General features: G+C 57.1%; 23 protein-coding genes. 15 read left to right on the plus strand and 8 right to left on the minus strand.

Annotated elements, in window-relative coordinates; translation table 11 throughout:
• Window positions 1-81: 81 nt before the first annotated feature.
• Together KHU29_RS04330 and KHU29_RS04335 are read right to left on the minus strand one after the other, a co-directional pair.
• Entirely contained in the window at window positions 82-483 is a 402-nt protein-coding gene (locus KHU29_RS04330) for a carboxymuconolactone decarboxylase family protein (protein WP_211451465.1), read from the minus strand.
• A gap of 15 nt (window positions 484-498) precedes the next feature.
• Entirely contained in the window at window positions 499-894 is a 396-nt protein-coding gene (locus tag KHU29_RS04335) for a MerR family transcriptional regulator (RefSeq protein WP_211451466.1), read from the minus strand.
• 194 nt (window positions 895-1,088) lie between these two features.
• Between KHU29_RS04335 and KHU29_RS04340 the strand changes: the two genes are divergently transcribed.
• The 6 genes from KHU29_RS04340 to KHU29_RS04365 all read left to right on the plus strand — a co-directional run bounded on the left by KHU29_RS04340 (window position 1,089) and on the right by KHU29_RS04365 (window position 7,084).
• Window positions 1,089-1,757, plus strand: a complete 669-nt coding sequence (locus KHU29_RS04340) for a response regulator transcription factor (RefSeq protein ID WP_211451467.1) — start codon at window positions 1,089-1,091, stop codon at window positions 1,755-1,757.
• A complete protein-coding gene (locus KHU29_RS04345) occupies window positions 1,754-3,142 on the plus strand; it encodes a sensor histidine kinase (RefSeq protein WP_343216024.1) in 1,389 nt (462 codons plus the stop codon). The genes KHU29_RS04340 and KHU29_RS04345 overlap by 4 nt, the downstream gene beginning before the upstream one ends.
• Window positions 3,143-3,274: 132 nt before the next feature.
• On the plus strand, window positions 3,275-4,663 hold the full coding sequence (locus KHU29_RS04350; RefSeq protein WP_211451468.1) for a pyridoxal-phosphate dependent enzyme: 1,389 nt from the start codon (window positions 3,275-3,277) through the stop codon (window positions 4,661-4,663).
• Complete coding sequence (locus tag KHU29_RS04355; protein WP_211451469.1) at window positions 4,660-5,859, plus strand: trans-sulfuration enzyme family protein; 1,200 nt, start codon at window positions 4,660-4,662, stop codon at window positions 5,857-5,859. Before KHU29_RS04350 ends, KHU29_RS04355 begins: the two co-directional genes overlap by 4 nt.
• Window positions 5,856-6,392, plus strand: a complete 537-nt coding sequence (locus KHU29_RS04360; protein ID WP_211451470.1) for a tetratricopeptide repeat protein — start codon at window positions 5,856-5,858, stop codon at window positions 6,390-6,392. Before KHU29_RS04355 ends, KHU29_RS04360 begins: the two co-directional genes overlap by 4 nt.
• Window positions 6,393-6,475: 83 nt before the next feature.
• A complete protein-coding gene (locus KHU29_RS04365) occupies window positions 6,476-7,084 on the plus strand; it encodes a CVNH domain-containing protein (protein ID WP_211451471.1) in 609 nt (202 codons plus the stop codon).
• Window positions 7,085-7,113: 29 nt separating this feature from the next.
• On the opposite strand, the gene KHU29_RS04370 is transcribed toward KHU29_RS04365, so the two are convergent.
• Window positions 7,114-8,034 carry a LysR family transcriptional regulator gene (locus tag KHU29_RS04370; protein WP_211451472.1) on the minus strand — a complete coding sequence of 307 codons (921 nt, stop codon included), beginning with the start codon at window positions 8,032-8,034 and terminating at the stop codon, window positions 7,114-7,116.
• Window positions 8,035-8,180: 146 nt separating this feature from the next.
• Here KHU29_RS04370 and metE point away from each other — a divergent pair, with 146 nt between their 5' ends.
• The gene (gene metE / locus KHU29_RS04375; RefSeq protein ID WP_211451473.1) at window positions 8,181-10,469 is read left to right on the plus strand and encodes a 5-methyltetrahydropteroyltriglutamate--homocysteine S-methyltransferase; all 2,289 of its coding nucleotides are present in this window, start codon (window positions 8,181-8,183) and stop codon (window positions 10,467-10,469) included.
• A 133-nt stretch (window positions 10,470-10,602) separates the two neighbouring features.
• On the opposite strand, the gene KHU29_RS04380 is transcribed toward metE, so the two are convergent.
• The 4 genes from KHU29_RS04380 to KHU29_RS04395 form a co-directional block, all read right to left on the minus strand.
• On the minus strand, window positions 10,603-11,181 hold the full coding sequence (locus KHU29_RS04380; RefSeq protein WP_211451474.1) for an ATP-dependent Clp protease proteolytic subunit: 579 nt from the start codon (window positions 11,179-11,181) through the stop codon (window positions 10,603-10,605).
• Between the two features lie 137 nt (window positions 11,182-11,318).
• The gene (locus KHU29_RS04385) at window positions 11,319-12,122 is read right to left on the minus strand and encodes a MetQ/NlpA family ABC transporter substrate-binding protein (protein ID WP_211451475.1); all 804 of its coding nucleotides are present in this window, start codon (window positions 12,120-12,122) and stop codon (window positions 11,319-11,321) included.
• 167 nt (window positions 12,123-12,289) lie between these two features.
• Window positions 12,290-12,949, minus strand: coding sequence for a methionine ABC transporter permease (locus KHU29_RS04390; protein WP_211451476.1), 660 nt, complete (start codon window positions 12,947-12,949; stop codon window positions 12,290-12,292).
• Window positions 12,949-14,007 (minus strand): methionine ABC transporter ATP-binding protein, encoded by a 1,059-nt coding sequence (locus KHU29_RS04395; RefSeq protein ID WP_211451477.1) that lies wholly within the window; start codon window positions 14,005-14,007, stop codon window positions 12,949-12,951. The genes KHU29_RS04390 and KHU29_RS04395 overlap by 1 nt, the downstream gene beginning before the upstream one ends.
• Before the next feature lie 192 nt (window positions 14,008-14,199).
• On the opposite strand from KHU29_RS04395, the gene KHU29_RS04400 reads away from it, so the two are divergent.
• The 5 genes from KHU29_RS04400 to aceA all read left to right on the plus strand — a co-directional run bounded on the left by KHU29_RS04400 (window position 14,200) and on the right by aceA (window position 19,968).
• The gene (locus KHU29_RS04400) at window positions 14,200-14,412 is read left to right on the plus strand and encodes a hypothetical protein (protein WP_211451478.1); all 213 of its coding nucleotides are present in this window, start codon (window positions 14,200-14,202) and stop codon (window positions 14,410-14,412) included.
• A 47-nt stretch (window positions 14,413-14,459) separates the two neighbouring features.
• A complete protein-coding gene (locus KHU29_RS04405) occupies window positions 14,460-15,236 on the plus strand; it encodes a hypothetical protein (protein WP_211451479.1) in 777 nt (258 codons plus the stop codon).
• Window positions 15,237-15,519: 283 nt separating this feature from the next.
• Window positions 15,520-15,855: a hypothetical protein gene (locus tag KHU29_RS04410; protein WP_211451480.1), complete on the plus strand. Its 336-nt coding sequence runs from the start codon at window positions 15,520-15,522 to the stop codon at window positions 15,853-15,855.
• Window positions 15,856-16,017: 162 nt separating this feature from the next.
• Window positions 16,018-18,387 (plus strand): TonB-dependent receptor, encoded by a 2,370-nt coding sequence (locus KHU29_RS04415; protein WP_211451481.1) that lies wholly within the window; start codon window positions 16,018-16,020, stop codon window positions 18,385-18,387.
• Window positions 18,388-18,672: 285 nt separating this feature from the next.
• Window positions 18,673-19,968 carry an isocitrate lyase gene (gene aceA / locus KHU29_RS04420; RefSeq protein WP_211451482.1) on the plus strand — a complete coding sequence of 432 codons (1,296 nt, stop codon included), beginning with the start codon at window positions 18,673-18,675 and terminating at the stop codon, window positions 19,966-19,968.
• Window positions 19,969-20,192: 224 nt separating this feature from the next.
• Here the strand turns inward: aceA and KHU29_RS04425 are convergent, their stop codons facing one another.
• Window positions 20,193-20,669, minus strand: a complete 477-nt coding sequence (locus KHU29_RS04425; protein WP_211451483.1) for an Lrp/AsnC family transcriptional regulator — start codon at window positions 20,667-20,669, stop codon at window positions 20,193-20,195.
• A 203-nt stretch (window positions 20,670-20,872) separates the two neighbouring features.
• Between KHU29_RS04425 and KHU29_RS04430 the strand changes: the two genes are divergently transcribed.
• The 3 genes from KHU29_RS04430 to KHU29_RS04440 all read left to right on the plus strand — a co-directional run bounded on the left by KHU29_RS04430 (window position 20,873) and on the right by KHU29_RS04440 (window position 23,734).
• Complete coding sequence (locus KHU29_RS04430; protein WP_211451484.1) at window positions 20,873-21,850, plus strand: ABC transporter substrate-binding protein; 978 nt, start codon at window positions 20,873-20,875, stop codon at window positions 21,848-21,850.
• A 142-nt stretch (window positions 21,851-21,992) separates the two neighbouring features.
• The gene (locus KHU29_RS04435; RefSeq protein ID WP_211451485.1) at window positions 21,993-22,940 is read left to right on the plus strand and encodes an ABC transporter permease; all 948 of its coding nucleotides are present in this window, start codon (window positions 21,993-21,995) and stop codon (window positions 22,938-22,940) included.
• On the plus strand, window positions 22,940-23,734 hold the full coding sequence (locus tag KHU29_RS04440; protein ID WP_211451486.1) for an ABC transporter ATP-binding protein: 795 nt from the start codon (window positions 22,940-22,942) through the stop codon (window positions 23,732-23,734). The genes KHU29_RS04435 and KHU29_RS04440 overlap by 1 nt, the downstream gene beginning before the upstream one ends.
• Window positions 23,735-23,762: the final 28 nt, after the last annotated feature.

The raw sequence follows: 23,762 nt of genomic DNA on the forward strand, positions 1-23,762 counted from the left end.
AATCTGTGCTGCGGCTCCGTCCTGATCAAGCGGAGCGAGCCGGAACCGAGTTTGATTCCGGCCGCGCTTAGTATTCACCGCCTACGAACAGGCCAGCTTATCGTGTTCGGCAAACACTTCTTTCGCCGCAAACATGCCATTCAATGCCGCAGGAAAACCGGCATACAGCGCCATCTGGATAATCGTTTCTGTAATCTCCTGGCGTGACAGGCCGACATTCAAGGCGGCTGCCAGATGCACCTTCAATTGCGGTTGCGCCGTGCCCATGGCAGTAAGCGCCGCCACCGTGGCCAGTTCGCGCTGTTGCAAGCTGAGTCCGGGGCGGGAATAGATTTCGCCGAAGCCGAATTCGATGACATAGCGCCCCAGGTCGGGAGAGATGTCGGCCAGGCTGTCGATCACTTTCTCGCCAGCGATATCGTCCACTTCCTTTAACCGTTGCAAACCTCTTTCGTAAGTGCTTTGTTCCATGCGATTCTCCAATATTATCCAAATGCGTTATGCGTCGATGGTGGCTTTCAATTTTTGTTCCAGGCCGGCATAAAGCGCGATTTTGTCGCGTAATATCCCCAGCGTTTCCTGTAACGCCAACAGTTCAGCTTCCAGCGCTACCGTATGCCGTTCCAGCATTACCTTGCGCTCTGACACACTGCCAATTTGCTCCCCCAGCCTGCGTAGTTCGGCATAGCGCAGCATTTGCTGTATCGACATGCCTGTGGCGCGCAACCTGAGCAGGAACTCGATCCAGAGCAGATCTTCCTGGCGATACATGCGATGCTGATTGCTTTGCCTCGGGACAGGATCGATCAAACCTATCTTTTCGTAATAGCGCAAAGTGTGGATGCTGAGTCCGGTAGCTGCCGCAGCTTGTTGGATCGTAATGGTAGTGGCCATGGAATAAAGTCTAAAAGTTAGAGTGCGCTCTAGGTCAAGCGTTTATTATCGCAGGGCATCGTTGTACGCGACGTCTACCGATTAAAATTGGCGCACGGCACGGCACGGCATGGCATGGCGCGAATTGTTGCGATAAAAATAATATTGGATGGGTGCCCTCCGCCGGGGCAGATTTCAAGAATGATGAAGGACATATGCATATTCTTTTGGTAGAAGACGATTCAGTGCTGGCAGATGGCATCTTGCGCATTTTCAAAGGCCACGGCATGGTGGTCGATGTGGTGCAGAACGGTAACGATGCCGACGCGCTGCTACAGCGCACGGAAATTTCAGCGGTGGTGCTGGATATCGGCTTGCCGGGTATCGACGGTTTCGAGGTGATTCGCCGCCTGCGTGCGCGGGGCAGCCATGTGCCGGTGTTGCTGCTGACCGCCCGTGATTCGGTGCAAGACCGGGTCTACGGCCTCGAACTAGGGGCGGATGATTATCTGGTGAAGCCGTTCGCTACCCAGGAACTGGTGGCCCGGGTACGCGCGCTGCTGCGTCGTAGCGCGCCGCAACCGCTTGAGATGCATTTGGGCGGCTTGTCGCTGAACACTTCATCGCGGCGCGCAAAAATCAACGGCAAGACTATCGATCTGTCGGTGCGCGAATGGGCGGTGCTTGAATATCTGCTGCAGCAAGCGTCACGCGTGGTATCGCGGCAGCAGATTATCGACGCCATTTTGCCCTGGGGCGCAGAGCTGACCCTAAATGCAGTCGAGGTCTACATATCCAGGATCCGCTTGAAAATCGCCGATGCCGGGATCGAGATCCGGACCATACGCGGGTTCGGCTACATGTTGGAAAAAACCGAGTCATGAGCATGCCCAGCATCCGTATCAGTCTGCTGAAGTGGCTGATCGTGCCGCTGCTGATTGTCAATTTCGTCGGCGCCGGCCTGACTTATTGGCTGGCCTGGATTCCAGCCCAGATTGCTTTCGACCAGAGCCTGGCGGATGCCGGCTGGGCCATGATTCCGCGTTTGCACGAGGCCGGTGCGGAAGTCGAAATCGATTTGTCGAAGCAAGCCGAGCAAGTGTTGCGAGTCGATCATTTCGACGCCATCTTCCTGGTGGTGCGCGACCGCCAGGGCAAGCTGCTCGCCGGCGACGCAGATTTCCCCGTGTTGCCGCAAAACGAACAATTGAACGATCCGACTCCTTACGACGGCCTCATGCGCGGTGAACCGGTACGGGTCGTGGCCTTGAAAACCATGATCGGCAATCAGCCGGTATTCATCGGCGTTGCCGAAACTTTACGCAAACGCACGCATATCCGTTCAGTGATATTTTTTGCGTTGATGCTGCTGGAGGGGGTACTGGCCCTGGTGTTGATTGCCGCCATCTGGCTGGCGGTCAGCAAGGGTCTGCTACCGTTGAAAAAAATGAAACTGGACCTGAATGCGCGCAGCGGCGACGACTTGTCGGCACTGGACGAACAACATGTGCCGCTCGAACTTAGCCCGGTAGTCAAGGCCATCAACGGCTTGCTGGACAAGGTGCAACTGGATGCCAAGGCGCAGCAGAATTTTCTCGCCAATGTCGCACATCAGTTACGCACGCCGCTGGCAGGATTCCGGACCCAGCTGGAATGGCTGTTGCAGAGGCACGCGAACGAACCGGAAAGCGCGCATTCGATCGCGTTGATGACGTCGTCGACCGAGCGCATGATCCGCCAGACCAATCAATTGCTAACGCTGGCGCGCGCCGAACCGGCCAAGTTCGAGAAGGAGCGCTTGCGCGTGGTTGAGCTCAACAAACTGGTGGAGGAATCGATCCAGCATTTCGTCGAGCAGGCGCACACGAAGAATATCGACCTCGGCTTCAATTTGCAGCCGACGCGTGTAATGGGCGATCATTTCCTGTTGCGGGATTTGATCGATAATCTGGTTGACAATGCCATCCGCTATTCTCCGCATAACGGCACCGTCACGGTCAATACGCTGCAAGGCAAGGATGGCGGGATTTTTTCGGTTGAGGATTCGGGGCCGGGGATTGCGCCGTCCGAGCAGGAGTTGATTTTCAACCGCTATCATCGGCTTGACGACCATGTCGCCGGCAACGGCTTAGGCCTGGCGATCGTGCGCGATATCACCAAAGATCACGGCGCCAGGATCACCGTCGAGCCTGGTGCTGCAGGTGGGACGATTTTTTCGGTGCATTTTCCATTTCCGATTCTGGGCGCACCGGCAAAATTGCCGGCTTAGGTGTTACCCAAGTTCGTTACCCAAGTTTCAGGCACTAAAATAACCCGGCAAAGAACTGATAAGATAGGTTGGTCGTATTTTTTGAAGCAGGCAGCCCAACCGCTGTCGATTTTCTAACAGGAAGATCTGCTCATGAACTTGTCAAGCCGCCCCGCAGTGCTGGACCTGATCGGCAACACGCCGTTGATAGAAGTGACGCGGCTCGATACCGGCTGCTGCCAGCTTTTCCTCAAGCTGGAATCGCAAAATCCCGGCGGGTCTATCAAAGACCGTATCGGCCTGTCCATGATAGAGGCGGCCGAACAGGATGGCCGTCTGCAAGCTGGCGGCATCGTGATAGAAGCGACCGCCGGCAATACCGGCCTGGGCCTGGCGCTGGTTGCTTGCGCCAAGGGCTATCGTGTGATCCTGGTGGTGCCGGACAAAATGTCGGTGGAGAAAATACAGCATCTGAAAGCGCTCGGCGCCGAGGTCCATATGACCCGATCGGATGTCGGCAAGGGCCATCCCGAGTATTACCAGGATTACGCAGCGCGCCTGGCGCGTGAAATGCCAGGTGCTTTCTATGCCGACCAATTCAACAATCCAAGCAATCCCCTGGCACATGAACAAAGTACTGCCCCCGAGATTTGGGAGCAATGCGGGCACCAGCTCGACGCCATCGTCTGCGGTGTCGGTTCGGCTGGCACGCTTACCGGGCTTACGCGTTTTTTCCGCAAGGCGCAGCCGGAGCTGGAGTTTGTCCTGGCCGATCCCAAAGGTTCTATCCTGGCCGAATATGTCAATACCGGGAAAATAGAATCAATCCCGGGTTCCTGGGCAGTCGAGGGAATCGGCGAGGATTTCGTGCCCGCCATCGCCGATCTGTCCGGCGTCAAGCACACGTATACGATCAGCGATGAAGAAAGTTTCAGCAGCGCCCGCGAGCTGGTGCGCGCGGAGGGCATCCTGGGCGGCTCGTCGACCGGCACCTTGCTGGCGGCGGCGCTGCGTTATTGCCGTGAGCAGAGCAAGCCGAAACGCGTCGTCACAATCGTTTGCGATACCGGCACGCGTTACCTGTCGAAGATGTACAACGACAACTGGATGCACGACCAGGGTTTGCTCAAGCGCGAACTGGCGGGCGATTTGCGCGACATCATCGGTCGTCGTTACGACGAGGGCAGCGTCATCAGCGTGGCGCCTGGCGATACCTTGATGACAGCGTTTAACCGTATGCGCGGCGCGGAGGTTTCGCAATTGCCGGTGATGGAGGCGGAGGGGAGGGGCCAGCACGTGATCGGGATTATCGATGAATCCGACGTGCTGCTGAAAGTCGCTGCCGATGCCGCCCATTTCAGCGATCCGGTGAGCAGCACCATGACCAGCGCGATAGAAAAACTGGCGCCGACGGCAAGTGTCGATGCGCTACGCAGTACGCTAGCCCGTGGCCTGGTCGCCATCATTGCCGACGGCGACCGCTTCTACGGTTTGATTACCCGTTTCGATCTGCTCAACCATCTTCGAAGGAGTCTGTCATGACCATCAGCAACGATGCCGAGCATCCGTCCGACATGCATTTCGCCACCCGCGTGATTCATGCCGGGCAAGCTCCCGATCCCACTACCGGCGCCATCATGCCGCCGATTTACGCCACCTCGACGTTCGTGCAGCAAAGCCCTGGTGTCAACAAGGGGCTCGATTACGGCCGCTCCCACAATCCGACACGCTGGGCGCTGGAGCGCTGCGTGGCCGACCTGGAAGAGGGTGCACAGGGTTTTGCCTTCGCATCCGGTATGGCAGCCGCGGCCAACGTGCTGGAATTGCTCGATAGCGGCGCCCATGTGGTGGCCGGCGACGATTTATACGGCGGCACCTATCGTCTGTTCGACAAGGTGCGCAAGCGCAGCGCCGGCCTGTCGTTCAGTTTCGTCGACATGGTTGATCCGGCCAATGTGCTGGCAGCGATCCGGCCGGAAACCAGAATGGTCTGGGTCGAAACGCCGACCAATCCGATGCTGAAACTGGCTGACCTGGCCGCGATCGCCAAGATCTGCCGTGAGCGTGGCATCATCGCCGTCGCCGACAATACTTTCGCTAGTCCGATGGTGCAGCGTCCGCTCACCTTCGGCTTCGATGTGGTGCTGCATTCAACCACCAAATATCTGAACGGACATTCCGACATCATCGGCGGCATCGCCGTGGTCGGCCGCGAAGCACGCCAGGCAGAATGGCGCGAGCGCCTGGCATTCCTGCAAAATGCGGTGGGCGCCATCGCCGGACCGTTCGACAGTTTCCTGGCCCTGCGCGGTGTCAAGACGCTGGCGTTGCGGGTGGAGCGTCATTGCGAAAATGGGCTCGGACTGGCCAGTTGGCTGGAAAGCCTGCCAGAGGTTAAACGGGTCCACTATCCGGGTTTGGCTTCGCATCCGCAGCATGAACTGGCGCAGCGTCAGATGCAGGGTTATGGCGGCATCATCTCGGTAGAACTCAATAGCGACCTGGCCGGCGCCAAACGTTTCCTGGAACACTGCAAGATTTTTGCACTGGCAGAAAGCCTGGGTGGGGTAGAGAGCTTGATCGAACATCCCGCCATCATGACCCATGCCACCATTCCGGCAGAGCATCGGGCCAAGCTCGGGATCAGCGATTCACTGGTCAGGTTGTCGGTCGGAGTAGAAAATATTACCGACCTGAAAAACGATCTGCAGAGCGCCTTGGCAGCCATGAAAGCATGAGCGGCGCCATGCAGGAGTGGGAAGCCCGTGTAGCTGCGCTGTGGCAACAGGTCGATACGATTTCGCCCATGGCGCTGGTAAGCGGTATCGATGCGCTGGCGGCAGAGCGGCCGGCGAATGATGCCGTGGCTTTGTTCGAGCGTGCCTGCGCGCGCGATACAGCGGGACTGGAATCGGCGGCGGAACCGCTGTATCGGGCCGCCCTGGCGAGCAAAGATCTCGATCCGTATCGCCAGGCTCGCGCCTCGATCCAGCTCGGCAGTACTTTGCGTTTGCTGGGGCGGCTGGAAGAGAGCGAGCTGCTGCTTGCAGCCCAGCTTGGACGTTATGCAGAAGCTGGTTATGGCACCGCTTTATACGATGAAACGCGGGCCATTCTTGCGCTTACTTATCTGCTGCAGGGACGAGCAACGGAGGCCGCTTGCCTGGCGCTGGGCACGCTGGCGCCGCATCTTTCGCGCTACAAACGTTCGGTGGCGGCGAACGCCGCTGAAATTCTCAGGAACACGGTCTCCGTTCCCAGTTGGTCCTGATCGTCAGGAAAACTTCAGGGAAATCCCTATTTTGCCGAAGTATAATTAGAGGATACAAAATGCTTTGTTGAATGGAGATAAAAATGACAATCAAATCCATGCTGGCCATCGTTGCCTGCGGTGCGTTTACCGCCTGTGCGGCAGGCCCTTACGACAACGGCTATAGCGGATATTCACCTGCGTCACCTGTCTCACCTGCCGTTTCCGGCAGCTATGGCAATGCGCCGACCATCGTCGCTTATGGCGGATATGACGACCGTCGCTCGTACGGCGACGACAACGATAACGACTACGGCCGCGGCCGCGGCAATTGGACGCCTCCAGGGAGCTATCGCGATTCTTGCCGCGATATCGTGGTGCGGCGTGGCATGCTGGAAGCTACTTGCGGCGGCGATAATGGCGGCAGAAGGACGGCGATTCCCCTGTCATCTTGCCGTAGCGGCAGTTTTGAAAACATCAACGGCAACCTGCAGTGCATGGGCGGGGGTGGCCGCGACTATGGTGGTTCCAACAGAGACTTGCCGCCGGGGAGCTACCTGCAGTCTTGCTCGGAGATAGGGATTCGAGGCGGTGTGCTGGAAGCAACTTGCGGCGGCGACAACAATCGCAGGATACGCTCTTCAATCTCCCTGCGTTCCTGCAGAAGCGGTAGCTTCAGCAATATAAACGGCTATCTGCAGTGCGACCGGTAGTCAGGTAATCGCCGGCGCAGCTGCAGCAATCAGAGCAGTTCCACGCTTAGCAGATTGACGTAGCAGCTTTCGCGCGTAGTGCTGACAAAGTCGGCCAGATACGATTGCTGCGACATCTCCGGCAAGCAAGCCGCATATAGCCGCCCGGTCAGGCCGCCGGCGGTGATTCTCTTGGCCAGCACATAGTCGCGCGTCAGATAATTCTGCGCGGCCCAGATCGGCAGGGTGGCGATGCCGCGGCGGCTGGCAACCAGCTGCAGCATTGCCACCGTCAACTCTGTGGTACGGCGCGCGGTCTGGACGCCGGCCGGTTTCAGCACCTGGCGTACCACATCGAGCATGTCGTCCGGCACCGGATAGGTAATCAGCGTGTCGCCGGCAAAATCCTCTGCAACCAGATATTCCTTGCCTGCCAGCGGATGATCATGCGCCACCAGCGCGACGATTTCGAAGCTGAACAAGGCGTGGTAATCCACCTTTTCGTCAAGGTCGACTTCAGCCACGATCGCGACATCGGCGCGATGCTCATAGAGCAGGCCGACCGGATCCGCCTGGAAGCCCGAGACGATATCCAGCTCCACTTCCGGCCAGCGCTTGCGAAAAATATCCATGGCCGGCATCAGCCAGTCGAAACAGGTATGGCACTCCACTGCAATCCGCAACTGGCCGGCCACGCCCTGCGCCAGCCGCACCAGGTCGCGCTCGCTTTCCGCCACTTGCGGCAATACCGCATCCGCCAGTTTCAGCAAGCGTTCGCCGGCCGGGGTAAACCGCACCGGCACCGATTTGCGTTCAAACAGCGTGGTGCCGTGATGATCTTCCAATTGCTTGATCTGATGCGACAGCGCCGACTGGGTCACGTTGAGCAGCGTCGCGGCGCGCAGCAGGTTGCCGGCTTCGCGCAGGGCGTGCAGGGTTTTCAGGTGGCGTAGTTCCAGGATGGATTGCATATTGGTTTCTTACTTATTGTTTGATTGTTAATTAAATTTCTGTGTATGAGTAAAATTCAAGTTGATTCTTAATATTTATCGTTTGAATCATAATCTAGGTTGGCCCAACATGCGAGTCATCGAATTTGTTTTTTATGGAGATAAAGATGGCATTGGCACACGTACTAGGGTTTCCGCGCATCGGCGCTCACCGCGAACTGAAATTTGCCCAAGAGTCGTTCTGGAAGGGCGCTTCCGATGAAGCTGCATTGCGCGCCACTGGTGCCACATTGCGCGCTCGTCACTGGCAGGCGCAGGCGGATGCCGGCCTCGACTTCGTGACCGTCGGCGACTTTGCCTGGTACGACCAGGTACTGGGCACGCTGGCGTTGCTGGGCGCGATTCCAAGCCGCTTCGGTTTCGATCCGAAGCAGTTGACGCTGGCCGACTATTTCACGCTGGCGCGCGGCAGCAAGCATCACTTCGCGATGGAAATGACCAAGTGGTTCGATACCAACTACCACTATCTGGTGCCGGAATGGAGCGCCGATGTGCAGTTCGACGGCGGCGTCGACTGGCTGCACGATGAGATTGCCGAAGCACGTGCGCTCGGCCATCGCGTAAAAGTAGCGCTGGTCGGTCCGCTGACGCTGCTGTATCAAGGCAAGATCAAGTCTGGCATCGCGCATAAGCTGGATCTGTTGCCCAAGGTGCTGGCGGGATATCAGCAATTGCTGCAGCGTTTACAGCTTGCCGGCATCGAATCGGTACAGATCGATGAGCCGATCCTGGCGCTGGAACTGGACGCCACCTGGCGTGCCGCCTTTGCCCCTGCCTATGCGCAATTGGCAGGCAAAGCGCCGGCATTGCTGCTGACCACCTATTTCGGCGAAGTCAGCGAACATGCTGAACTGCTGCGGTCGTTGCCGGTAGCCGGTGTCCATCTGGATCTGGTGCGCGGCGCCGGTCAGCTGGAGCAGATCGCTGCCGGCTGGCCGCAAGACAAGGTGCTGTCGCTGGGCGTGGTCGATGGCCGCAACCTGTGGCGTACCGACCTGGACCAGGTATTGACCAAGCTCAAGCCGTTGCAGGCGCAACTCGGCGACAGATTGTGGGTGGCTTCCAGCTGCTCATTGCTGCACGTGCCGGTGGACTTGGCCAACGAGACCAAGCTCGACGACGAATTGAAAAGCTGGCTGGCGTTTGCCACCCAGAAACTGGCCGAAATCGTCACCCTCAAGCTGGCATTGAATGGCAAGACAGCCGAAGTGGAAGCGCAATTCGTTGCTTCGCGTGCGGCCCAGGCCAGCCGCCGCAGCTCCAGCCGCATTCACAATCCATTGGTGCAAAAGCGTCTGGCTGCAGTAACGGCGGCCGATGCCGAGCGTTCTGCCGGTTTTGCTGCGCGCATCGCCAGGCAGCAAGCCAAATGGCAATTGCCGGCTTTCCCGACCACCACCATCGGCTCATTCCCGCAGACGGCGGAAATTCGCCAGGCACGCGCCGCCTACAAGCGCGGTGAAATAGGTCACCTGGATTACCTCGACAAGATGCGCGAAGAAATCCGCGTCGTGGTGGAGAAGCAGGAACAGCTCGGTCTCGACGTGCTGGTGCATGGCGAACCGGAACGTAACGACATGGTCGAGTATTTCGGCGAGCAGTTGTGGGGCTACACCTTTACTGCCAACGGCTGGGTGCAAAGCTACGGTTCGCGCTGTGTCAAACCGCCGATTATTTATGGCGACGTGTATCGTCCGGAAGCGATGACCGTGGGCTGGAGCCAGTTTGCCCAGACCCTGACGAGCAAGCCGATGAAGGGTATGCTGACCGGTCCGGTGACCATGTTGCAATGGTCCTTCGTGCGTGACGACCAGCCGCGCGAAACCACCGCGCTGCAAATCGCGCTGGCCTTGCGCGACGAAGTCTGCGATCTGGAAAAAGCCAACATCGGCATGATCCAGATCGACGAACCGGCTTTCCGTGAGGGCTTGCCGTTGAAATCACGCGACTGGCCGCATTACCTGGACTGGGCGGTGCGCGCGTTCAAGATCAGCGCTGCCGGCGTCGGCGACGAAACCCAGATCCATACTCACATGTGCTACTCGGAATTCAACGACATCCTGCCGTGGATTGCAGCGATGGATGCCGACGTCATCACCATCGAGACTTCGCGTTCGGATATGGAATTGCTGGATGGTTTCGGACAGTTCGCCTACCCCAACGACATCGGTCCGGGCGTCTACGACATCCACTCGCCGCGGGTACCGCAAGTCGATGAGATGGAACGCCTGTTGCACAAGGCGCGCGGCGTGATTCCCGATGCGCGCTTGTGGGTTAATCCGGATTGCGGCCTGAAGACACGTGGCTGGCCTGAGACTTACGAGGCGCTGGAAAACATGGTACTGGCAGCCAAGCGCCTGCGTGAGAGCGTGGCGCAGGAGCGTAAGGCGGCATAGTAAGGCTGCATAGCAAAGCGGAAAAACATGCAAGGGTAATAAAATAAAAGGGGAGCAAGTGTTACTTGCTCCCCTTTATTCATTGCGCGTCAGGTCAGGTTTCAGGTTGATTGGAACCGATCCTGGTCTGGAGTTACGAAAGTTCTCTGGAGCTCACGATTGATTTCGACACCAGGCCATACTCTATCGCTTCCGGCGCCGACATCCAGTAATCCCGGTCGATGTCAGCCATCACTTTTTCCGGTTTCTGCCCGGTTTCTTTAGCGATCAAGGCGCCGATGCGTTCGCGTACGCGAATGATCTCACGCGCCTGGATCGCGATATCGGAAGCCTGGCCGCCAACCCCGCCGCTCGGCTGATGAATCAGGAAACGCGTGTTTTGCAAGCAGAAGCGGCGTTCTTTAGGTACTGCCAGGAATACGTTGACTGCCGCGCTGCCAACCCAGCCGCTGCCGATCATGTTGACCGGCGCGTCGATGAATCGAATGACGTCATGGATCACGTCGCCCGATTCAACGTGCCCGCCGGGTGAGCAGACCAGGAGATTGATCGGTGCTTTGGATTCGCCGGACAGGGCTATCAGCTGCCTGACAACATCCCGCGCAAGCGTATCGTTAATTTGGCCGAAGACCAGCACGGTACGTGATTTAAATGCTTTTTCTTCAAGGAATGCATCGCGCTGAGATGCGTTTGTTTCCACTTTTTCTTCCATGATATGCCTCTGAGGTCGATGTTTTAGTTAATCGTCAAACTACCAGTTTAAACTAAAAAACCCCTCGCAAATTGCGAGGGGTTTTTTATAGCAGGTTGCCATCGACTAGGGTCGATCAATTAACCGATCTGCGTCAATCAAAACGCCGGCACTATAGCGCCTTTGTATTTTTCTTCAATGAATTTCTTCACTTCCGGCGAATTCAATGCCACCGCCAGTTTCTTCACGGCAGCGCTATCCTTGTTGTCCGGACGGGCAACCAGCAAGTTGGCGTAAGGCGAATTGGCGTCTTCGATGAACAGCGAATCCTTGACCGGATTGAGCTTGGCTTCGATCGCATAGTTGGTGTTGATCAAGGCCAGGTCGACCTGGTTCAGCACGCGTGGCAAGGTCGCCGCTTCAAGTTCCTTGAACTTCAGGTGTTTTGGATTTTCGACGATGTCTTTTTGTGTAGCCGAGATATTGCCGGGATCTTTGAGTTTCAACAGGCCCTGGCGCGACAGCAACAGCAAGGCGCGTCCGGAGTTGGATGGGTCGTTCGGAATGGCAACCGTTGCACCGTCCGGCAAGTCAGCCAGTTTCTTGTACTTGGTCGAGTAACCGGCGAACGGCTCGACGTGTACCTTGGTAACGACTACTTCGACATCGTTCTTGTGATTCTTCTTGAATTCGTTCAGGTAGGGCAGATGCAGGAAGAAATTGCCGTCGACCCGTTTCTCGTTGGTCTGCACCGCCGGCTGAACGTAGTCGGTAAATACCTTGACCTGCAGATCGACGCCTTCCTTGGCCAGGATCGGCTTGACGAATTCCAGGATTTCGGCATGCGGTACCGGTGTCGCGGCTATCACCAGCTTGTCGGCGGCTTGCGCCGGAGCGATCAGGCTGAAGGTCGAGAAAACGGCTGCAGCCAGTCCCAGCGATAACGAAAATTTGCGTGACATATGAACTCCCTTTTTGGATTTTAAAAAAAAGACTGTTTAAGTAAATAAAAACACGTAAGTCGTTTTAAATCACCGTCATTCCCGCGAACGCGGGAATCCATGTTGACTGTAGAATGGATCCCCGCGTTCGCGGGGACGACGAGCTGGTAATAGTTATGCTACGTTGCTCATTTGCGTGTGAAATGCTGCACCAGCCGATCGCCGGAAAACTGCAATACCTGCACCAGCACCACCAGCACGGCAACCGTGGTGACCATGACTTCAGTCTGGAAGCGCTGGTAACCGAAACGGATCGCCAGGTCTCCCAGGCCGCCGCCGCCGATCACGCCGGACATGGCGGCATATGACATCAAGGCAATCGCGGTAACCGTTGTGGCGGCGATCAGGCCGGGCAGGGCTTCCGGCAACAGCGCGCCGAAGATGATCTGGCGCTTGTTGGCGCCCATGGCCTGGCAGGCTTCAACCACACCGCGGTCGATTTCACGCAGCACGTTTTCCACCAGGCGTGCGAAGAAGGGCGCAGTACCCAGCACCAGCGGTGGAATTGCACCTTGTACGCCGAGCGAGGTGCCGACCAGGATCACCGTGACCGGAATCATCACGATCAGCAAAATCAGGAATGGCACCGAGCGCAGTACGTTGACGATCAGCGACAGTACCCGGTAAATGCCGCGCTGTTCAAGCAGCTGGCGTTTGCCGGTGATGAACAGCAGGATTCCGAGCGGCAGGCCGAGCAATATCGTGAACAGCAAGGAAAAACCGGTCATGGCCAGGGTTTCCCAGGTGGCTTGCCAGATGTCGGCCCAGTCGATGAGAGAAAAATCCATTATGCCAATACCTCATGTCGGATATTGTGTTGGTCCAGGGTGGCGAAGACCTGCGCCACATCGGCCGGTTCGCCGCGTAATTCCACCAGCAGCTGGCCGTAGGGCGTGTCCTTGATGCGCGCGATGGTGCCTTGCAGGATAGTGATCAGCGCCGGCGTGGCGGCTGCGATGCTGCTCAGGATCGGCTGGTAGGTGATGTCGCCGACATAGGTCAGGCGCACCAGCATTCCGCGCAGCTGGGTGATGCCGGCCAACGTAGATGGCTGCAATGCCGTCTCCGCCAGGAACATGGCGGGCGCGCTTTCGGCAACCATGCTTTTGGTCACTGCGTGCTGCGGATGGAGAAATACTTCCGCGACATCGCCGGCCTCCACAATGCTGCCAGCCTCGATTACCGCAACCCGGTCGCAGATATTGCGGATGACCTGCATCTCATGCGTAATCAGCACAATCGTCAGGCCCAGCTTGCGATTGATGTCGAGCAGCAGGCGCAGGATCGCTTGCGTGGTTTCCGGATCAAGCGCAGAGGTGGCTTCGTCGCATAGCAACAGGTGCGGCGTGTTGGCCAGTGCGCGGGCGATACCGACACGCTGCTTCTGGCCACCCGACAATTGCGCGGGATACTTGTCACGGTGTTCGCTCAGGCCGACCAGGTCGAGCAATTCGGTTACCCGGTCGGAGCGTTCCTGCTGCGTGTACTTGCCGGTAATCTTCAGCGGCCAGTCGATATTGGCGGCCACGGTCTTGGCGTTGAGCAGGTTGAAATGCTGGAAAATCATGCCGATCCTCTGGCGCAGCCGATGCAGGCCGTTGTTGTCCAGCGCGGTGATGTCTTCACCCTCGATCGATATTGTCCCGCTGGACGGGCGTTCCAGCATGTTGAGGGTGCGGATCAAGGTGCTTTTACCGGCGCCGGAGCGGCCGATGATGCCGAAGATTTCGCCTTTCTTGATATGCAGGTTGATGTCGGACAATGCAGCGACGGAGATGCCGGCGGCGGTGGGTCTAGCTGTGCGTTCCAGCGGATAGGTTTTATGCAGATGCTCGATACGAATCACGGGTTTGTTTCACAGTGTTCAGTCAGGCATGCAATTTTATCAGCGGTCCTATATACACCAAAGTTATATATAGTTATTTATATATAACAAATACGCTGTTAAGCCATGCTTCCGTTGCATGAAGATGCCGGGGTGAAGGTGTTGGAATGACATCATGCAAAAGATGTTTTTTTATGGCATAGTGGGCTCACTATGAAAGCACTCCAAAGCGAATTGGCCAAAAGAATTCTCGCTGACCCTGGCGCGACGCTGCAGTTGCGCGCCTACCTGGCCAGCAAGAACTCCAAATCGTCGCTATCCACTACAGCCGCCACGGTCTCCAATGACGAAGACGTGATCAGCTTGCATTCTGCGCAAGAGGGGACTGTCCAGTACCGTATCAAAGTCGTTCCCAAGGCCGCCTGAGCGGAACAACGAACGTAGCCGCCGAATCTAGCCGCCGAATCTAGCCGATGAATGTAGCGCTCCCTGCTTTAATCGTCTTCCTGCTGTTACTCCCCGGTTTTATTGCTCGCTCCCGATTTAAGCGGGCAGAGCGCATTTCCCTTGATTATTCTCCGTTCGGACAGATTGTCACCGAGGCGATGCTGTGGAACTGCGTTTTCCACCCCTTGTGGTTGCTCGGGTCTGCAGTGGTATTCGGACATGTGCTGCAACCGCTATTGTTGCTGGAACTGTTGTCATCCGATCCCGCCAGCCAAGCCAGGGCGATCCAGGGGATTGCCCAGCAATTTCCTTGGATATGCGCGTATTTCCTGAGTTTGTATGCCGGTGCCTGGGTCGTGCCGAATTGTTTTCGGCTCGCCATCACCCGCTTTCGGCTGGACCGCTCCGGCGCCGGCTGGTATGTTCCCTGGCTACGCTTTAACCAGGCACCGTGGTACTACTTGCTGACCGGCGCCGATTTCGACCAGGATCGGCAGCCCGACCTTATCGCTGTATCTGCGATTGTGAATGTGGCTGGCCAGGCAGTATTGTTTACCGGCATCCTGGATGATTTTTTTGTCGATGCCGGCGGCAGCCTGGATCGCCTCATCTTGTCGCAGGTGATGCGGCGGCCCCTGGTCGCCGACAAGGAAGACAGCACCACCGTAGCAGAGGATCTGGCGCGCTTCTACGGGGTTGACGGCGATTATTTCGTGCTGCGTTACAGCGAGGCCATTACGTTGAACATCGAATATATCAAGGTCGACATGGATGTGGCTGATACCGCGGCCCTCAGCACATAGGCTGGTTAGCTGCGCTCCGCGCTCATTGCCAACCAAATGCCGATTAATTTATGCAACTCTGTTGCAATTACCTTGCAAGCAATACCGGTTCGCGATTACACTTGCAGCTTGCCGTCTTTGATTCCCGTCGACCACACAAGTTATGCAAGCCACATAAGCCTGGCCAAAACCGCATGTATCTTCAGACCATTCCTGTCCAGTTATCGCTGCGCTTAGCGCGCGAGACCGGTTCGTCTGCAGATTTGCGAGAGAGCGCCATCTCATGTAGCCGCGCGAGCTTCTCATGCGGCTGATCGTCGAACCGCATTTCCACGCCCGGCGCCGCTTCAAGCTGCGCTTGCAGCAGTTCGCGCTATGGCTGGCGCTGGCGATCCTGGTGCTGCAACTGGTCGGGATGGCATTTCACAATCACAGCCTGGCCGAAACTTCGTCCGACTGCATCAGCTGCGACCTGGCTGCCGATTTCCCGTCCCCTGTCCCATCCAGCCCGGTGCCGGTGCTGACACCGGTCCTGGTGTTTGCGTATCGCACCGCTATCGAACCGCTCTATGCCTTCATGCCGGCGCAGAAACACTTCCTGATTCCGCATTCTCAAGCCCCGCCGACCGTCGCCGTCTGACCTTCTGTTATCCCATTATTTCTGACCAGAGACAGCCTTGAAGTTGTCTGGGCGTCATTTCCGGTTCGTGTTGCGGTGTTTACCGCCGATCTGAAAATGACAGCACGGCAGCTCGGCGATCGGGTTATTCGCGGGGCTATTCCCCCTTATTGGAGTTTGAGAATGAAAACACGCCTGTTGCGCCTAAGCGCCCTGATTGCGCTTGCCTACGGCTTTGCTGTTCCTGCGGCGTATGCGCAGTCCGCCCCCAAACAAATCAGCGGCGCCATCCATGATGCGCTCGGCCATCCTTTGCCAGACGCCACCATCGCCTTGAAAGATGCGACCGGCAAGGCCGTAGGCACTACCAAGAGCGATCAGCAAGGGCACTTTGTCTTTAGCGACATTGCCCCCGGCAGTTATGCCATCAGCGTTGGCAAGCCGTCCTTCCAATCGGAAAACGGCACCGTGACGGTCGCCGACGAGGCCGGCGCAACCGCCGATATAACCTTGAAAGCCAGCCAGGCAAACACGGTCAAGGCCGACAATGCGGTGGTGGTCACCGCCAATCGGCTGGATCGCGCCAGGAACGGGATCCAGGTAGAAACCGGCAGCAGCATTTATCGCATCGGCCGCAAGGAAATCGCCGCCATGCCGCAAGGAGAGGACACCGCGTTCAATGAAGTCCTGCTGCGCGCCCCCGGCGTGGCGCAGGATTCCTTCGGCCAGTTGCATGTGCGAGGCGACCACGCCGATCTGCAATATCGGCTGAACGGCATCATTTTGCCGGAAAGTATTTCCGGCTTCGGCCAGACGTTGGATACCCGCTTTGTCGACAGCGTCAGCGTCCTTACCGGCGCGTTGCCGGCGCAATATGGCTACCGGACTGCAGGTGTCGTCGATATTCATACCAAGACCGGCGAACTGGTCAATGGCGGCAATATCGGCGTGCAGATCGGCAGCAACAACACGCGCCAGGTCAGCGGCGATGTCAGCGGCAGCACCGATTCCTTCAGCTATTACATCAACGGTTCCTTCGAAGCCAACAACCTGGGTATCGAAAATCCTACCGGCGCCTCGCGCGCTTTGCATGACCGGACTTTGCAAAACAAGGCTTTCGGTTATTTTTCCTACCTGCTCGATGCGGATACGCGCGTCAGCCTGATCCTGGGTAATTCGGACGGCCGCTTCCAGATACCGAACCGCCCGGATCAGACGCCAGGTTTCCAGCTCGACGGCGTAACCGACTTCCCGTCGGCCAACCTGAACGAACGGCAGCGCGAAACCAACCGCTACGGGATTCTTGCCTTGCAAGGAAAAATCGGCTCCGACATCGACTATCAAGTGGCGGCATTCAGCCGTTACTCGAAAGTGCTGTTCGAGCCGGACCAGGCCGGCGACCTTATGTATACCGGCGTCGCCTCACGGGTATTGCGGAGCGGTCTGGCGAACGGCTTGCAGGCTGACGGCAGCTACCGTTTGAACGCCAGCCATACGCTGCGCGCCGGCATCTACACTACGCGCGAGAACCTGAAAAACAGCAGCAATTCCCTGACTTTCCCGGCCGACGACAGCGGCGCTCAAACGTCTACGCAACCGATCTCGCTGGCCGACAGCAGCCACAAGACCACCAGCCAGACTGGCTTGTATCTGCAAGACGAATGGAAGCTGAGCGATAAGGTAACCGTGAACTACGGCGCCCGCGCCGACTGGGTGAATGCCTATGTCACCGCCAGCCAGTTCAGTCCGCGCATCGGCGTGGTGTATCAGATGACGCCGCAGACTACCTTCCATGCCGGTTACGCCAAATACTTCACGCCGCCTGCCAGCGAGCTGATCGGCTCCAGCACCATCGCCAGCTTCAACGGCACTACTAATGCTTCCGCCAGCAGCCGGAACGACCCGGTGCAGGCAGAGCGCTCGGACTATTTCGACTTGGGCGTCAATCATCAACTGACGCAGCACCTGACGCTGGGTCTGGATGGCTACTACAAGAAAGTCAAGAACCTGCTGGACGAGGGGCAGTTCGGATCAGCCTTGCTGTTCACTCCGTTTAACTATGCACAGGGGAAAGTCTACGGCCTGGAGCTGACACTGAACTATCGCAAGGATAATCTGGGCGCCTACCTGAATCTGGCGCGCGCCACGGCGTTGGGCAAAAATATTGTATCCGGCCAGTACAACTTTTCGCAGGATAAGCTCGACTACATCTCCAGCCACTGGGTGCATCTGGATCACGATCAAGCCATCACCGCATCGACCGGCGTCTCCTATCTGTGGCAGGGCACGACATGGACCGCGGACGCGTTGTTCGGCAGCGGCTTGCGCAGCGGCTTCGCCAATACCGATCACCTGCCTGCGTATACCGAGGTCAACCTGGGCGCCAGCCATGTGTTCAACGATAGCCCGATCGGCAAGTTCACTACGCGTTTGAGCGTGATCAATCTGTTCGACAAGGTCTACGAAATCCGCGACGGTTCCGGCATCGGTGTCGGCGCGCCGCAGTTCGGGCAGCGGCGCGGTTTCTATCTGTCGATGACAAAATCGTTCTGAATATAAGGCGGGGAGATGACGCCCCGTCTTCGAATGCAGTATTTCATAATGCGGAATTTGCGTTTCGTAATATGAAATTCGAAAATGCGAAGCACCATTTGCATATTTCACTCTCAGGAATTTTATTCCGCATCGCGAAAATAGAAAGTTAAGCTATTGAATTTAAACGAAATAAAAATACTTATGTGTCTTATATAAGACATTGTTGCCGCGCACAGATAAGCCTACTATTTAGTCATCGGATTTGATTTTGCTTTTTGTTTTCAACTTAACAGGAGAACGACGATGACTACACGTGAACAGCAAGTAGCAGCATTGGCCAAGGATTGGGCAGAGAACCCACGCTGGAAAGGCGTTACCCGCAATTATTCAGCGGAAGACGTGGTTCGTTTGCGCGGTTCGGTACAGATCGAACATTCGCTGGCGAAGCGCGGCGCCGACAAACTGTGGACATTGCTGCACGAAGAGCCATTCGTCAACGCCCTCGGCGCACTGACCGGCAATCAAGCTATGCAACAGGTCAAGGCTGGCTTGAAAGCCATCTATCTGTCGGGCTGGCAAGTTGCCGGCGACGCTAACCTGGCCGGTGAAATGTATCCTGACCAATCGCTGTATCCAGCCAATTCGGTACCGCTGGTGGTCAAGCGTATCAACAATACTTTCCAGCGCGCTGATCAGATCCAATGGTCGGAAGGCAAAAACGATATCGATTTTTTCGCGCCTATCGTGGCCGATGCAGAAGCCGGTTTCGGCGGCGTGCTGAATGCCTACGAACTGATGAAATCGATGATCGATGCCGGCGCAGCCGGTGTTCACTTCGAAGATCAGCTGGCATCCGTCAAGAAGTGCGGCCACATGGGCGGCAAGGTGCTGGTGCCAAGCCGCGAAGCAGTTGAAAAGCTGAACGCAGCGCGTCTGGCGGCCGACGTTTCGGGTACATCGACTCTGGTGATCGCTCGTACCGATGCTGAAGCGGCCGATTTGCTGACTTCCGATGTCGATGAAAACGACAAGCCTTTCCTGACTGGCGAGCGTACCGTCGAAGGTTTCTACAAGACCCGCCCAGGTATCGACCAGGCTGTCTCGCGCGCACTGGCTTACTCGCCATACGCCGATCTGGTGTGGTGTGAAACCGGCAAGCCGGACCTGGCTTTCGCCAAGAAATTCGCAGAAGCGGTGCATGCCAGGTTCCCGGGCAAGATGCTGGCGTATAACTGCTCGCCATCGTTCAACTGGAAAAAGAACCTGGACGACGCGACCATTGCCAAGTTCCAGAAAGAACTGGGCGCCATGGGTTACAAGTTCCAGTTCATCACGTTGGCCGGTTTCCATGCATTGAACTACTCGATGTTCAACCTGGCGCACGGTTATGCGCGCAACCAGATGTCCGCATTCGTCGAACTGCAAGAAGCCGAATTCGCCGCCGCCGACAAGGGCTTTACCGCGGTCAAGCATCAACGCGAAGTCGGCACCGGTTATTTCGATGCAGTGACCCAGGCTATCCAGCAAGGTCAGTCGTCGACCACCGCTTTGCACGGTTCGACTGAAGATGAGCAATTCTTCGAAGCGAAGGTTGCATAAAGCGGCTTCGAATAGTTTCTTCCGCGTCATTGGCGACCCCGTCTAGGCGACCCCGTCTAGGCGACCCCGTCATTCCCGCGCACGCGGGAATCCATTTTAGGCAGCAACTTGGATCCCCGCGTTCGCGGGGATGACGACAGTTTTAGAGGTCGCTGGTATTATCTTGCCAATAACCTGGAAGGCCGCATCTCACAAGGATGCGGCCTTTTCATTTGGCTGACGCTTTACGCGGCCGGCAACGGCAGCATGTTGGTCGCTTTGATTTCATCCAGGCAGACGCTGGAACGGACGCCGCTGACGCCGCGCATGCGCATCAGCTTTTCCATCAGAAAATCCGACAGTTCTTTCAAGTCGTGTGCGGTGACCTTCAGCACATAATCGAAATCACCGGTAATCGAGTAGCATTCCAGAATCTGCGGCCATTCGTTGATGGCGGTCCTGAATCCGGACAAATCGTTGATATGACCTTTTTCCATCGATACGTGGACGAAGGCAATCACGTTTAAGCCGAGGCTGGCGGGGCTCAACCTGGTCTCATAGCCGACTATGAACCCCGCTTCTTCCAGCCGGCGGTGGCGGCGATGGCATTGGGGCGCCGATAAATTGACGGCTTCCGCCAGCTCTAGATTGGATGCGCGACCATTTTTCTGCAAAAAAGTTAACATTTTGCGGTCGATTTGATCGATATCAATTTTGTGCAATTTATTCTCGATTTATGGGTTTGTAGCGAAATTATATTTCATAACCCGTTAAAAAACGGCCTCAACTCGCAAACCAATTTTCAACGTTAAAAGCTATACTTTTTTCAAAATACTATATAGCGCCGCAAGGAGAAAACCTTTGTTGCAATATAATAAAGAAGCCGATTCCCGGCACCCAAACTGACCTATTTGGAGACAAATCCATGAAATTTCCTTTCTTGCGTTCTGCGATCGCATCTGTAGTCTTGCTCAGTCTGGCGGGTGTATCCGCTTCCGCCGCCTATGCGGCCGACAAAACAGTGGTAGTCACGGCAATCGTTGAACATCCGGCGCTTGATGCTGTGCGCGATGGCGTCAAGGATGAGTTGAAAGCTTCCGGCTACGAGGCTGGCAAGAATCTGAAATTCGAATACCAAAGCGCGCAAGGCAACAACGCTACGGCGTCGCAGATCGCCCGCAAGTATGCCGGTAGCCAGCCGGATGTCGCGGTGGCGATTGCCACTCCTTCCGCGCAGGCGCTGGTGGCTGCCACCAAGACCGTGCCTATCGTGTACGCAGCGGTAACCGATCCGGTCGCAGCCAAGCTGGTGAAGAGCTGGGATGCTTCCGGCACCAATGTCACCGGTGTTTCCGACATGTCGCCATTGGCCAAGCAGATCGATCTGATCCGCCAGGTCGCGCCTAAGGCCAAGCGCATCGGTGTGATCTACAGCCCGGGCGAAGCGAATTCGGTATCCATCGTCGAATCCCTCAAGAAACTGCTGGCCGGCACCGACCTGACTCTGGTCGAAGCCGCTGCCGCCCGCACCATCGATGTGCCTAGCGCCACGCAGAGCCTGATCGGCAAAGCCGACGTCATTTACGCGCCTACCGACAACAATGTCATGTCGGCATTTGAAGGCATTGTCAAAGTGGCGGAACAAGCCAAGTTGCCTATCGTCGCGGCTGACACCGGTGCGGTAAAGCGCGGTGCGGCAGCTGCCATCGGTTTGAATTATTACGATCTGGGCCGTCAAACCGGCAAGATCGTGGTGCGCATCCTGAAGGGTGAAGCGGCTGGCAAGATCGCCTCGCAAACCAGCACGACATTTGAACTCTACGTTAATCCTAAAGCTGCGCAAAGACAGGGGCTGACCTTGTCGCCTGAACTGATCAAGTCGGCCAAGGTTGTCGAACAATAAGATGTGCGTGGATGGCCGTTGCGGCCATCCATTCGTCTGATTCTGTTTTGTTGGTGAGCCACCTCGCCAGCGGCCTGCAGCCTGGCTGCGGCGGCCATTGGCGAGGTGGTTCTGTAGCTTATTTAGGAAGTAAAGGAAGTATATGTCGCTCATCGCTTCGCTTGGCGCCATCGAGATCGGCCTGATTTTCGGCCTGGTCGCGCTTGGCGTGTTCTTGTCTTTTCGTGTCGTCAATTTTCCCGACCTGACGGTCGACGGCAGTTTTCCCCTCGGCGGCGCAGTTGCCGCAACGCTGATTGTCTCTGGCTGGAATCCATTCCTCGCTACCTTCGTCGCGCTGCTGGCCGGCGGACTGGCAGGCTGCGTGACCGCCTGTCTGAATGTGTATCTCAAGATCATGCAATTGCTGGCCAGTATCCTGGTGATGATTGCGCTGTATTCGGTCAACCTGCGCATCATGGGCAAACCTAACGTGGCGCTGATTAGCGAGCCGACGGTGTTCAGCACGATTCGCATCGGCGATTTGCCGGATTACTGGGTGCAGCCGTTGGTGATGGTAGTGATCGTACTGATTGCCAAGATCTTGCTGGATGCCTTTTTTGCGTCCGAGACCGGGCTGTCGATGCGTGCCACCGGCGCCAACGCGCGCATGGCGCGCGCCCAGGGCATCTCTACCAATCGCCAGACTGTCTGGGGCCTGGCTATCTCCAATGCGCTGGTGGCGCTGGCTGGCGCGCTGTATGTACAGACACAGGGCGGCGCCGATATTTCGATGGGCATCGGCACCATCGTGATCGGACTGGCGGCGGTGATCATCGGCGAAACAGTGGTGCCGGCACGCAGCCTGGTGATCACTACCGCGGCGTGTATCTTCGGCGCCGTGCTCTATCGCTTTTTCATCGCACTGGCGCTGGATATGGATTTTATCGGCCTCAAGGCGCAGGACCTGAATCTGGTGACGGCATTGCTGGTCGGGTTCGCGCTGTTGATACCTAACTTCAAGCGCAGCTACGGCCGCATGCGCGGCAACGCGAAACTCAAACCTTCTGGCACCAGTGTCGTGCCGGCCACCCGGGAAGGGGAAAACTGATGTTGCAATTGAATAATCTGGAAATTACTTTCAATCCCGGCACGCCTATCGAAAACAAGGTGCTGCGCGGTCTTTCGTTAGAGATTCCGTCAGGGCAGTTTGTCACCGTCATCGGTTCCAACGGCGCCGGCAAGTCGACCATGTTGAATGCGGTCTGCGGCGACCTGATGGTGGATAGCGGCAGCATCACGATCGATGGCGCCGATGCTACCCGGCGTACCAGCTGGCAGCGCGCCGATCTGGTGGCGCGGGTGTTCCAGGATCCGATGGCGGGCACTTGCGAAAGCCTGACGATTGAAGAAAACATGGCGCTGGCGTGGAAGCGCGGCGCCAAGCGTGGCCTGCGCTTCTCCTTGAACCGTTCCATGCGCGAACTGTTCCGGGAAAAGCTCAGCATTCTCGGCCTGGGGTTGGAAAACCGTCTGTCCGACCGGATGGGTTTGTTGTCCGGTGGCCAGCGCCAGGCAGTCAGCCTGTTGATGGCTTCGTTGCAACCGTCGCGCATCTTGCTGCTGGACGAGCATACCGCCGCGCTGGATCCGAAAACCGCGGCCTTCATCCTGGCGCTGACCGCCAAGATCGTCGAGTCCAGCCAGCTGACGGCAATGATGGTGACGCACAGCATGCGGCAGGCGCTCGATTACGGCACCCGCACGGTGATGCTACACCAGGGAAAAGTGATCCTGGACGTGCATGGCGAGCAGCGGCGCGGCCTGGATGTGCCGGATCTGCTGCGCATGTTTGAAACCACGCGCGGTGAAAAAATTGATGACGACAAATTGTTGCTCGGCTAAACATGCGGCCGCGCGCAACGTACAACAT

This window comes from Collimonas antrihumi (assembly GCF_018304965.1).
GTDB classification, from domain to species: domain Bacteria; phylum Pseudomonadota; class Gammaproteobacteria; order Burkholderiales; family Burkholderiaceae_D; genus Collimonas; species Collimonas antrihumi.